This is a genomic window from Ruminococcoides sp., from assembly GCF_057037865.1.
Genome location: NZ_DBLZMS010000013.1, coordinates 1 through 13,180 on the forward strand (window position 1 = coordinate 1; position 13,180 = coordinate 13,180).

Annotated in this window: 7 protein-coding genes; all 7 read right to left on the reverse strand. The window is 39.6% G+C overall.

What is annotated here, in order from left to right:
- Positions 1 to 274: 274 nt before the first annotated feature.
- Positions 275 to 1,426 (reverse strand): Ig-like domain-containing protein, encoded by a 1,152-nt coding sequence (locus AC2HW8_RS09780; protein WP_484327501.1) that lies wholly within the window; start codon positions 1,424 to 1,426, stop codon positions 275 to 277.
- Between the two features lie 99 nt (positions 1,427 to 1,525).
- Complete coding sequence (locus AC2HW8_RS09785; protein WP_484327502.1) at positions 1,526 to 4,948, reverse strand: InlB B-repeat-containing protein; 3,423 nt, start codon at positions 4,946 to 4,948, stop codon at positions 1,526 to 1,528.
- Between the two features lie 61 nt (positions 4,949 to 5,009).
- Positions 5,010 to 6,944 carry a hypothetical protein gene (locus AC2HW8_RS09790; protein WP_484327503.1) on the reverse strand — a complete coding sequence of 645 codons (1,935 nt, stop codon included), beginning with the start codon at positions 6,942 to 6,944 and terminating at the stop codon, positions 5,010 to 5,012.
- Positions 6,945 to 6,977: 33 nt separating this feature from the next.
- The gene (locus AC2HW8_RS09795; RefSeq protein ID WP_484327504.1) at positions 6,978 to 7,985 is read right to left on the reverse strand and encodes a hypothetical protein; all 1,008 of its coding nucleotides are present in this window, start codon (positions 7,983 to 7,985) and stop codon (positions 6,978 to 6,980) included.
- Positions 7,986 to 7,994: 9 nt separating this feature from the next.
- Complete coding sequence (locus AC2HW8_RS09800) at positions 7,995 to 10,541, reverse strand: hypothetical protein (protein ID WP_484327505.1); 2,547 nt, start codon at positions 10,539 to 10,541, stop codon at positions 7,995 to 7,997.
- A gap of 93 nt (positions 10,542 to 10,634) precedes the next feature.
- Entirely contained in the window at positions 10,635 to 12,170 is a 1,536-nt protein-coding gene (locus AC2HW8_RS09805) for a hypothetical protein (protein WP_117951911.1), read from the reverse strand.
- A 223-nt stretch (positions 12,171 to 12,393) separates the two neighbouring features.
- The gene (locus AC2HW8_RS09810) at positions 12,394 to 13,137 is read right to left on the reverse strand and encodes a signal peptidase I (RefSeq protein ID WP_215639011.1); all 744 of its coding nucleotides are present in this window, start codon (positions 13,135 to 13,137) and stop codon (positions 12,394 to 12,396) included.
- Positions 13,138 to 13,180: the final 43 nt, after the last annotated feature.

Sequence of the window (13,180 nt, forward strand, 5' to 3'; positions counted from 1 at the left end):
CTCGTCATCCGGCAAGCGTATTCACCGCAAGATTTCAAGATTGTGAATTTGTATACCATGTCCTTGCACAGGTGGTTACCATGTTGCACTTGACACGATGAACGCCCCTACAGAATAACAACAACTTTGCAACATTTATCGGATTTTGTTGCAAACACTATATATTTTTTCTACCCTTGCTTGCGGGCGGATTTTATTCTCTGCTACCGATTATAAATTATAATAAAAAAGGGCTGTAAAAACAACCCTTTTGTAAATTTAAAAATCTAAAATTTTAAAGTGAAATTTGCAGATCGCCAAGTGAATATTCAGCGTCGGATGCTGTATCGTTTTTGATATACCAATACACCTTTGTAACAACAGGATCGCTGTCGGTGGTGCCTTCAATCTTCATATTCGTAACAATCGGAATATACGAGCTTTTAACCGGTTCTTTGCTTACGGTAAGCTCACATTTTGCCGTTATTTTATCACCGTACGCACCCGTAGATGTAACAGTAACAGTAGTCTTGCCTGCCTTATTGGCAATAACCTTACCGTTATTATCAATTGTTGCGACACCAATGTTTGACGATGTGTAAGTCACCGTACCCTGTGCCTTTGCGCTTAAGTCAAATGTCTCACCTACTACAGCTTCTGCTCTAGAATAAAAACTTGAAATTCCGGCAGACGGATCTGACTGTTTCATAGCTGTAGATTCATTTTCTTTAAAAACATAAGTATTATTCTGAGCTGTAATTACTAAATCATTACCGAACCACTTTTTAGAATCACCAATACCAAGCCAAAGCTTCGCGTGGTCGTGTTCCGTAGAAATTGTAACATATGATATTTTATAATCTACATTATCATAATTAACAGACTTACCTTCAATGTATCCGCTAAGTTCTTTATCAGTAGGATCGGTATCTACATTCTTCCAAGTGTGCATAGTGTACTTCGTAGGGTCAGGAACATTAGTAGCTATATACAAATTCTTCTTATTCACATTACTCGGTGTCTTGGTAACATAAGATGTTGTTTGTGAATCGGAGGTAAATCTCCTGTAGGTTCTGAGGGGGCTGTTCACGCCGACAGAAAGGGTGTTAGTATCCGAATTATTAAGGAACAAAGAAATTGACTGCGAAGCCGTTCCCGTGTTCTTTACCTCTGTACAGAAATATTTTGTTTCATGGGCGGGAACAGTTGTCGTAGTTTTAAAATCAAACGGAACAGCACTATACTCACTGCCGTCAGGTTTTGAAGCATCATAAGTAACAGCAGTAATATCTTCTCCGTTGGTCACATTGTAATCTCCGCGCCAAGAGAGGGAGTCGCCCTTTTGCACATCAGGACGATTAAACCACGAAAAAGTCGTAGTTGTTCCACACAACAAACACAGTACAAGTCCGAGTACAATAACAAGTGTAAATTTAGATTTCTTCATGGTTTCACCTCCGTTTTAATAAATTAAACCAAAATCATTAACCCTTACACACTCACATTCAAAATCTTAAGTGCTAATACTAATAGTTTAAGTCAGTTGCTAAGGAGTAAAGGTGTAGTATCCGCCTACTTTTTTCCTTTGATCGCTATTACTATTACTTTCATTAGAAATCCAGCAAGCGTTATTACTTCCGAATTGATTCAATTCAATATCAACTGTTTGATTTTCTCCAGAACCTCCGTTGCTTAATACGACAAATTTAATTTTTGAAGTATCCAAATCAACAGAATAAATATTATGTTCGTTATGAGATCCAACTATAGTCGTTAATTGTTTACCGGGCCAGTTTACAGAATTGTCACTATAATATATATAAAATTTGCTCCAATTAAGAGTATTTTCAAAATAGAATGTCTTGACAGATGAGGATGAAGAAAATGTTGCACTTACAGTTATGTCTGAACCATCGACAAGATAGGTTGAAGGATTACCTTCAAGTGTTTTTGATTCACCTGACGGTTTAGTTACAATAAAGTTACAATAATTACCGCCTGCAATACTTGTAGCATTAAGAGTAAGACTTGTACCGTCATAAACCTCACATGAACCGCCCTCTGCTATCGTATTAGAACCTGTGGTAACAGTAATATCAGCATTCTCTACATTTGAAACAGTAACTGTATGCTTAATATCACTGCTTGGCTGCCAGTCATCATTCTTAAAATATTTTTTGTCTTGTTGTAAAGTTATATCTCTGGATTGATTATCAGTGCCAGTGCTACCATTTGAAAAAATAACATTTTTCCAACTCTCAGATGAAGAATATGAGTATTCCCATACTTTTCCGCCTAAATGCCTCATAGGCTTTCCGAATGTAGTGTCACTGCCCTTATTATTATTGTTACCATCGCCCCACATATACGCATAGACATTCGTCCATTTATCATTAGAGTTATAAAAATAGATTGTAGTTGAATCGCTCACAAACTTAGCATACAGAGTGATTCCCTTGCTAACTTTATTTAAGGTTATAGGTGAAACATTGTTGTTTTCCTTGAAATACGGTTTTTTACAAGCCTCGTCCGTATACCAACCGGCAAACTTGTAACCGTTATTGGCACTTGCCTTAACTGTTACATTTTCGCCTTCCATAACAGGTTTAGATGAAATATTACCGGCTTTTTCGTTGTCAACCTGTACAGTACCGGCTTTAACAACATTTTCGTTGTTGTACATCGCTTTGGCTTCTACCGTATACAAAGCTTTAAATCTTGCATACAATGCATATGTCTTTATGTCAGAATATTGTATCGTCATCTTTTTAGAATAGACGCCCTTATCTAAGAAACAATCTTTAACCGCTATCGTCGGTTCTGGTGCAGTTTCACTCTTATACCAACCGATAAAAGCATAGCCGCTTTCAGGCTTAGCATAAAAAATTACTTCTCCGTTACGCTTTACCGTTGTTGTTACTTTCGATGCATATTTTTCATTATTATTGTCAAAAGATACCTTACCGGCATCACCGGAAGGAACATTGTTACCGTGCTGAGCGTATGCTTCTACAGTATAAGTATCAACTTTGAATTTCGCATACAACTTCTTGGAGGTCTCAACATTAGCCAATTCATATTTATCACTTGAATTCTCCAAGCCGGTCTTACAGTCTGCATCTGTGTACCAGCCGTCAAAAACATATCCGTCTTTAGCTTTTGCGTAATATGTAACTGTGCTGCCCTTAACAGCATTGAGTGTAATGTGTGTTCCATCGTTGGAATCTACAGTCGAGTTTTGGTTTCCACACTTAATTTCAACTGAGCCGCCATTTGTGTTTTCAGAAAGGCTTGCACCGTCATATGTTCTGACATAAGCCTCAAATGTCAACGACTCAACATAAACGGCTGTAAAGTTATAGTTACCTGAAGCTGTCGGGGTAAAAGAACCGTCGCTGCCAATGCCGTCTGCCACGGTACTTGTACCGCTGATTACCCAGTTTTTCAATACGAAACCTGTTTTAGGATTTGCTTCTAGCTTAACCTTTGTACCGGGGGTTACAGAAATTGTAGTACTTTTCAAACTATCATAACTAACTTTAGGATCTCCTGCATCATTCTTGCCTGCAGTAACAGTAATAGTAGCAGGTGGGTCCCAATAACCTGTTGTAGCAGAAGTAACAACAAAATGCGTTGAATTGCCTCTGTTAGGAGCAGGAATTTCATATTTTTTATTGTTATTTGTAAAAGAAAAAGTCATTTTGTCTGCCTTTTCCTTTGCAATATAACCGACCCATTTATTCCTGTCATTAGTAAATGGCATTCTAACTTTACTGTAAGAGTCATTTTTATCCGGAACCATATATACACTTGAAACATTGCCAGTAGCAGGGAGTACATCTGCGGTTTTGCTTGAAACACTGATTTCAATCACTTCGCCCCATGTACCGTATCCGGCATTACTGCTATTATGATTGCCATAGGCGGTGTAGTACATACTGTCGCCTGAATTGAGCGACTTCATATCAGTAGACCAAGTGACACTTCCCGAGGTGAACTTAACTATTGTATCGCCAGCGGCGGGTGTGTATTCACAGGAATATGTATGCGAATTCTCATTAAACTTCATCGTTACAGGAGTTTTGTCACCCTGCTGAAATGTTACACCCTTTGTCCAATTTTTTATATCTTCATTTACGGTACGGTCAACAAAATACACTTTATTGCCTTTTTTGTTCTGAGTTACAATATTAACACCAGATATTGAAACAGTTTTACCGGCATATTCAGTAGTCGCCTTATCATCCTGAAGCCACACTTTAATATTTATTGTTTTACTGCTTCCTTTATCAACCCTAAACAACTCGGTTGGTTCAGATTCAGGATTAACAACAAAATCGCTAAAAGCACGAACAGTCTCAGGAGTTTGATTGCCCTCTGCTTTACTGACAACATTTTTATTACTTGCCTCAGAACCGCATACAACCGTATTTTGAGTATCGGTATCTGTAATTGCCATTCTTACAAGGTTTCCTGAAACATCTGCACCACCTATAGTTATCTTAGGTACTTGTTCAAGGTAAAACTCTGCATGATTCGCGTTAAAGGTTTTATCCACCTTTACATTAAATGAAAAGTCAATATAATTAACATTCTTATCGTTTACATCCGCACATCTGTAAGAATTAGCACCAAAATCAGAAACATCCGATTTCTTTATCGGGAAAAATATATTTTCACCGTCAGCACTTGAAGCCGAAGCAAGATGCACTCCACCCGCAGCACGGAAATATTTAGTCAAGTCAATGGTTTTGCCTGAATAACCATTACCACTGCCAATATCGGCATTAGTATAAACATAGTTGTCAATTTTTGCGCCCTCAGCTTTAATTGTGATTGTTGAAATAGTTTCAACCCAAGCCGAAACGGACACAACCGATATGGCAAGTACTTCAACAAGTGCCACCATAGTGAGTATAAAACCTTTTCTTGTTTTTTTATTCTTGCAAAATGCAAGTCTGTTTTTCAAATACTCCCTTAAAAGAGCAAGTCTTTCTCTCATCGTGACACCTCCTTAATGTGTTAATCAATTAATTTTCCCAATTGCCTACTTTTATGATTTTGCCAGATCCTTCATTTACCAATTCATAGGATATGTTATAAGAACTGCCACCTTCACGCACTACAAATGTATGCTGAATGTTATCAGGCACATCATATCCGCATTTTTTTGTATCTGTATCAGAAATATACAAATCAAATCTTACAAGCTTCGAACCGGCTTTAACACTTGTCCTATTTAGTTTACACTTATCTCCGCTGCTCTCCGGTTTCATTGCATAAGCGGTTTCATTACCGTGTGTATCGCTAAATACGGCTTTTAGTACAAAAACATTCTGACTAAGCAGATTTCTCAGACCTCCGCCGCCGTTATACCAATTATAATCATTAAACCATAATTTGTTATCAATTACGATATCCGCCTCTGCATATGCATCTCCGGTTGTCGGCTGTTGTTCGGTTGTAGTCGGTTCAACACTGCCGCCTGAACTGTTGGGATACTTTGTACCCCAATATCCGATACACGGGGCAACATTTTCAGCAACAGTAGGGGTATCGCCGTAACCGTTACCGTGTACGGCATAATAGGTATTTTCTTTATTTCCTTTTTCAGTTCCGTCATCTGTGCGGTATGTCTGAAGACCGTGTTCTTTATTTATTTGATGTGACCAATTAAACGCTTTTTCACCTTTGCCACTATTATTTGCTTTAATCCAATCATTTACTTCAGCTGTTGTATGCCATACATTATATATTCTGCCTACCTCAACCTCATTAGTTCCGTCAAGCTTAATTTTCTCTTTTACTTTACTATATCGCATAAAAGATATGTTTGTTATTTTATCCTTTGGCAGATAAGCTATCCATTCAATAGGTTGTGGTTTTCCCTCAGCATTAACCTTAGTCTTTGACGCACTCATTACTACTGACTTTGGATTTTGAAAGTTTTCGTCATAATAGGTCATAACAAGGAAACATCCGGCATTGCCAACCCACATGAGTTCCGTATTTTCGTCATTGTCAGCATCACCTTTTGTTTTGTCAACGAAAGTAACATATTCCATATCTTTCCAGTTACTTTCAAGCTCAACTGTAATTGACACATTCTGACCCTCGTAAGCGTCACAGTTCTCTCCGGTTGCCTCAAGCCATGCAACCATGGTTATGTTTTGGGATTTAAGACCGTCGAGAGTAAAAAGAGGAGCACCTGTACCGAAATAGTAGTCGGAAAATGACCTGCCCTTTGCTTTAGTGGTTGTTGCCGAGCCGAGCGAATTAACAGAACTTACTGCCTGACATTCGTCAGCATAGCTGTCAATAATTGCAGTGGGATCAATAACGGTCGAAGCCTCAGCACTGTTTCTGATGAATGCAATCCTTATTGGACAAGGATTCTGATATGCCAGATATGTCGATGGCTTTTTGTTGCCGTCAACAGTAATATGTGTTGCACCGTCATAAACTTCTGTCTTTTTTGTATATTTATTTGTTACCTCAACTTTGTAACTTTTTACATATACCTCAACCTGACCGCCTGTTTGACCGGTAAGGGTAAAATCGCTGTATATGTATCCGTTATTTTTATCTCCTACTGTGCCTTCACGAAATTTCATTTCGCTTGTGTCAACGCTTTGTCCTTCAACGCCGTATCCGCGATCTACAGGAAAAAACATATTACGACCGTCAACACTTGATGCTTCTTTCAGCTTTGCGTCCTTTACGGTGATTGTATTTCTTATTTCTTCACCCTTATTAACTCTCATTCCGGCAGCAGATTCAAGAGAAAAGGGATCTGAATCAATAGTTGCCGTATCTCTTATTGTGAACCATGAAAAGGTAGATACTGCGAAAATACTTAAAACAAGAAAAAGAGCAACATATGAAGTCGTGACCTTTTTTGTGTTATTCAGTCTTGAGTCAACTAAACCGTTGAGAAAGTTACAAAACTTATCTTTCAACTTCATCAAAAATTCTCCTTTCCTACTTTAAAATCAACTTTATTTTGTCTCTTTTGTCAATACAAGATTAACCTTAAATTTTCCGTTTACAAGGGCAAGTCTTGCCTCTGCGTCTTCGCCCTCAATCCACATATTACAGGTTACCATAGCGCCGTAGTCGCCGTAGTATGGATCGGTATCGGTATCTGAGGACTTTTTAAGTTGTGCAATGTTTTGGTTTTGACCAAGCTCATAGGTAAATTTTCCGCCGTCAAAACCATCATTATTCACAACAAACGCCTTATCAACATCAGTACTGCTGACTGTGTGTTGTACTCTATTCGTGTCATAGTATACATGACTGTACGATTCTCCGCTTGGCATATCGTCTGACAAAGTGTACTCGTCAGTCGTCTGCTCCAACAAGATATTCGGAGCCGGCAACCACAGGAGCTTTTTTAAAGGAGGAGCGGATTTATAGTCAACAACCGAAAATCTTACTGCACCAACTACGGAATCTCTTGAAAAATTACCGTACTTGCTTTTATTTTTAATGCCCGTACCGTCTTGACTTGTGAGTTGAGGAGCATCCGGTTTTATTGTTGATTTTTTGCCTATCGCTATATTATACTGCGATTTTGAACGAATGTAAAGGTCAAATGACAAATAATGCTCATTTGCAGTAGGCTCACTCCACTCTGCTTTTGTATCAACATGGGCTTGACCGCCTGATTGAATCAAAGCCGGTTTTCTAAAAAATGTGCCGTCACCGGTTATTTCGGTCAACTGAAGGTTCTCAAGAAATTTGCAATTAGTTTTATTAAGCGTAATATTACCCACTGTATATTTATCATTGGCAGGAGCAGGGGCACCGTGCCCAACAACAGCAATTTCAATACCGTCAGGTGCCTGACACTCAACCTCTATACCGTTGGCTTCGGCTGAACGCTTATCCGTAAACCACGCCTGAATGCCGCAAAAGCCGGCAAGTGCAACAGTGAACAGAACTATTAAATTTTTAGCAATCATTCTGCCCGTTTTTCTGTTGGGCGCAGTAGAGTTTTTCATTTTTGCCCCTTATTCTTTACCAAAGTAAACTGAAACAAATCCGTTTGCTTTCAGAGTTTTGTTATGGAAAACAGTTGTTTTTCTTTTGGTTGCATCTCTTACAATGTTTTCAAAATTCATCACAAACGGTCTGTCAACACCGGAGAATGTAATTACAATCGGCAGATTGCTCATACCTTTCAGCATTGAACACAAATCGTTAAATGCAACAGTAAGATCTGCCTGCTTTTTATAAACATTATATACGCTTGCGCTGCTCTGTGAAAAGCCTGCAAGCACAACACCCTTTTTACTTCTGCATATGCAAAGAGATCTTACGCTTTTCTGTGCGTTTATAAGCTCGTCTGCGATTGAAAGCTTGCCGAATTTTGCAAGCTCTTCGGCATATTTTGAAACAACTGCAACACTGCCGAAGCCGTAGTCACGAACGAACAAATCGCCTGTATCCTTGACAGATTTAATTTCATCCTTAGCAAGGCTGATTTTTTCGCTTGCTTTCTTTTCGGCTTTGCGAATTTCAGCCTGAGCCTCTTTTTTAACCTCGGCAACCTTGGCTTTCATACGCTTTTCACAAGCTTTTTCTGCAAGCTCAACCTTTTTGTCAACCGACTTATAAGCCTTTTTAAGCTCAGAAGCGTGAGCGGCATTGCTTGCGGCTGATGATTTAAGGTTGGCTTCCTTAATTTCAGCAAGTTCATTCTTGTGAGTTTCTTCTTTATCTGCAAGCTCTTTAAGATGCTTTTGCTCTGTTTCATTTGCCCTTGCGGCAAAGTCTGCATTCAGCTTTGCTACATAAGTGTTATGTTCAGCCTCTGCATCGTTGAATTTATGGTTAAGCGATTCAACCTCTGCCGAATGAGCGTCGTTCATCTGCTGTTTTTCTTCAGCAAAATCGGCATTCATTTTGTTGACTGTTTCCTTATGCTGAACACGCTCATTCTGAAGTGTTTCCGTAAGATTTTCATTTTTCTCGGTTAGGTCGGTAATCCTGCGGTTATCCTCTTCAATCTGCGCATGACATTTTTCAAGGTTTTCCGTAAGAGCCGTAATCTTTGCAAGCTGCTCAGCAACCTGAGTTTCAAGCTCTGCAATATGAGCCTTCTGCTCGGCGATAACAGTTTCCTGCTCTTTCACCTTTGTCTGCAAACGAGCATTCTCCTGCACAAGCACGAGAATTCTGTCATTTAATTCTACTATTTTTTTATTGAGTGTGTCAATAGTCTGATTGAGTTCATCAATCGTTTTATTCAACTCTTCAATAGTATCTTTTAACTGCTGATTTTCTTCCTCAAGCTCGGCAATTCTCTTTTCTGCCTCCATCAACTTGAGTTTTGTCTGCTGAAGCTCTTTCTTAACCTCTTCAAGTTGGTCTTCAAGAGCAGAAACCCTGCCCCTGAGAGTGAGAATCTGCTGTTCTTTCTGATCAATTATAACCTTTAAATTCTTGATTTCATTCGTGAGGTCAAGAATTTTCTTTTCGCGTTCACGGATTTCACGAAGGCGGATTTCCATCTCCTCTTTACGAACAGCATCAAGCTGTGCCTGCATAACCGCCTCGCGGGTCTTCTGCGGCTTTGATTCTTCCTCGGCAATTCGTGCATTTTCAGCGTCGTACTGTTCCTTAAGGATTGAACGAAGTCCCGGGTTTGTAGCAATAGACATCATAAAATGCTGGAATCCCATCGCAAAGTAAACATCCTGCTGAACAGTATCTGTCATTTTGCCGTTGTATTCCTCGCTTACAACCTCAAAGCCTTTACGCTTGTAGCTGTCGAGAAAGTTCCACAGCTCAACCACTCTTTTAAAGTTGGGGTTCTTTTTGAGAAGGTTGGTCTGCATGAGCGGAGGACGAACCTCAGGCTCTTTTGAGATTTCCTTAATCAACTGAGTGTTTAAAAACTCATTAAGGGTTGTTCTGATTCTTCTGATTCGGTCAAAGTCCGAAAGCTGAGAAACATCAAGAACATCAAGGTCATCTGCAAGAGTTTCGTGAGATTCATTTATATAGTTAAGATTAAAATCTACTTTTTTCTCATTAAAATCAATGTGGCGAACCATAGAAATTTTATTATAGCTGTCGTTTGGCACATCTTTCATTTTTGAATATTTATCGTCAACAAAATGAAGCGCTTTGCGAATCAGTGTCATAAGCACACGGTTTTCATAAATAGCAAAGCTTTCTTCGCGCTCAATTGTGAGGATTTTGTTAGGCGTTACCATATCACCCTCAACCTTGGCAATAAAGTTAGTGTGCTGCGAAAGGTGCTTAACAGACTCGGGGCCAATTTTTTTTGCAAGCTCAACTCTAACAACATTGTCAACCTGCTTAATAAAACGGCGCTGTTCGTCTATTGCTTTCTGAATGTACGGAAGTGTTTCCTCAATGGCAACAACCCATTCCATATCAATTACCTTTTCGTTGGTCTTACCGTCGAGCTTATCCTCGCCCTTATCGCCGTCCTTAAGGCCTTCTGTTATGTAATTGTAAGTAAAATCATTTTTCAGAATGTCCTGCATATACATATATGCTCTGAAATATTTACCAAAATCAGCCATTGATTTTTCTCCAATCAGATAGTTTTACCGCTAAAGGAACAAAGTCCTTTCACCAAGCAAAGGGCGAACAGAGTTCGCCCTGAATTGCTAAAATTATACAAGCTTCTTGAGCATACGGAGATAATCCTTGCTCTCAGTCATATTTTCTTCGCCGAAAAGCTCGTCAATATACGCACAAAGGCCATCTATTTCATCACGAATGTATGAAAGATTGAGTGACTCAAATTTTCTAAATACCTTGCGGGCAAGAACATAGTCAAGACCGTCAAGCTCTGTACCGCCTGTTCCGACATAAGCAGGAACAAAGTCACGAAGCTGTTTTACAATACGGTTACCAAAAGCTATGCGGAAATGCTCAATAACATAATCATCCAGAAGGGCAATCTTTTTGAGGTTCTCTTCCGAAACAACAAATTGAACCTTAGCGGCATTGAGGATGTACTCAAAATGTTTGTATGAAATGTATACAGAGTCTGTGAGAGGTGCGTCAAAAGGAACACCCTTTGTGTCGATGTTAATCGGCATAGCACGGTCATAAACCTTATCTGTGATAGCAAATGTCGAGTCATCGTTATTCGCAGTACCGATGTACCACATATTCGGCGGAATTTTGAGCTGACCGTTCACGATATGCTTCGGGTCAGACGGCCAAGAGTTCGGGATGATATCAACAACCCACTCATCTCTTGACGGCATTTCAAGAATTGAAAGCATCTCGGCAAAGTAATACTCAACTCGAGCGATGTTCATTTCATCGAGGATTACCGCATAGATGTTTTCGTTATACGATGCCTCATACATTGCACGGAGAAGCTCGGTTTCGTTGAACTTCTTTGTAAATTCGTTGAAGTAACCGAAAAGCTCTGTTCTGTCGCGCCATGACGGCTGAACGGAAGCAACGATTGAAGGATTGTTTACAAACTTACCAAAAGCGTAAGCAAGTGAAGTTTTACCTGTACCTGAAATACCCTGAAGGATAATAAGTCTGGTAGATGCAAACGCAGCAACAAAAAGTCTGATAAGCTTTATATCGTAGTAAAGACCAAGCTGTGAACAAGCAAAGAGTCTGAAACGCTCACAGAACTCGGGAAGTGTGATATCGTTGTCATAAACCGGCGGAACATAATCTGCCCAAAGGTGGTCGATTTCCGTAAGTTTGTAGAAACGGCTTTCGCCTGTGTCCTCTTCTTCGCCGTTGTTGAGCGACTCGATTTCTTCGCCTGTAAGCTCTGAAATCTCGTTGGGGTTAAGACCAATCTGTGAAACCTTCATAGAGAGAATCTTATCCTTTTCAAGGTTAAGTCTCATAACCTCTTTGTTGAGTGCCTGAACCTCTTTAACAAGAGAATCTGTATCTTTTCTTCTTCTGTGCGAACGAATAAACTTTTTTACAGCGACGACAATAAGCCATACGCAAAGTGCAAGCACAGCTACCAGAAGCACAATGGCAATAATCGCAATTACCCATGCGAGGCCGCCAAGCTCCGTGGTATAGGCATTAATAATGTTTACATAAGCGGAAAAATCAAAGGCATTGCCTACTCCGCCAAATAACCCGGTGATTATTGACCATAATGAGCCAAAAAACTGACCGAGAAATTCAAAAAGAAATTTAAATACTGTATCCACGGTACTTCGTCTCCTTAAAAAAATCTACTCTCATCTTTTGTGTAAGAACACATTTCTAAATTCCTATCTGAAATCTGTCTTAAAGGACAGATTCTTCAAGGCGGGCGGCCAATGACCGCCCCTACAGTATGTAACTGTATTTCTTTCTCAGCTTTGAGACTGAGAAAGAAATATACCGTTACGATAAACGCTATGAATGCGTTAGGGACAAATTTGTCATAACTTAATCGGAATTATCAGCGGAATTATTGCCGTCAGCAGGTGTTTGTACCTCAGGCTCATTTTCCGCCTTGTCCTGATTTTCTCCGACGGAGGCAAGATATTCCTCAATAGCTCTCTTTTTCTGTTCTTCGGTAAGCTCGGCGGAATCAACCGCAAGCTTTGCCTGTTCAAGAGTTTTTTCCTTATTGTAGGCAAGCAGGTTGAGAACAACACGAACCGCTTCATAAACAAAGAAAATAATCATCGGAAGCAGAACGCAGAGGAAAAATCCAAGCTGAGTTCTGATAAAGCTTAAAAAGTTACCCACGCCGCCAATCCTCGTACCTGTGTATTTGGCAACAATAGTTGAAGAGGTTTGAAGATCCTTATCTGGCTCCGGGTTGGTTTTCTTGTTGTCACCCTGTGTTCTGTAGTAGGTAATGTTGTCATCCTTAATAACCTCTACAATTCGGTGGGTGTTAAGAACGGACTCACCGTTGACTGTGATTGGGAATGTAACAATATCACCTTTTTCATATTCATACGAGGGATCATCTGTAACCTCGCAGAGGATCATATCACCTATGTTGATTGTGTCCTCCATTGAACTTGACAAAACGCTGAGGGGCGCAACGCCGAAAATATTGGGGACCCCTGATGATTTGGAAGTTAGTGACAATGTAACGATCAAAACCGACACTGCCAGAATCAAAATCACAATAATGTCAATTATTATGTTTACTATTCTTTTTACAACTTTTTTCATAAGGGGTCTCCATTGCATTTAGATTTTTGCGAAATAACAATAA

Bases quoted from the DNA above. Each gene is read 5' to 3' on its own strand.
- AC2HW8_RS09780 (WP_484327501.1), bottom strand. From the start codon at position 1,426: ATGAAGAAATCTAAATTTACACTTGTTATTGTACTCGGACTTGTACTG.
- AC2HW8_RS09790 (WP_484327503.1), bottom strand. From the start codon at position 6,944: ATGAAGTTGAAAGATAAGTTTTGTAACTTTCTCAACGGTTTAGTTGAC.
- AC2HW8_RS09795 (WP_484327504.1), bottom strand. From the start codon at position 7,985: ATGAAAAACTCTACTGCGCCCAACAGAAAAACGGGCAGAATGATTGCT.
- AC2HW8_RS09800 (WP_484327505.1), bottom strand. From the start codon at position 10,541: ATGGCTGATTTTGGTAAATATTTCAGAGCATATATGTATATGCAGGAC.
- AC2HW8_RS09810 (WP_215639011.1), bottom strand. From the start codon at position 13,137: ATGAAAAAAGTTGTAAAAAGAATAGTAAACATAATAATTGACATTATT.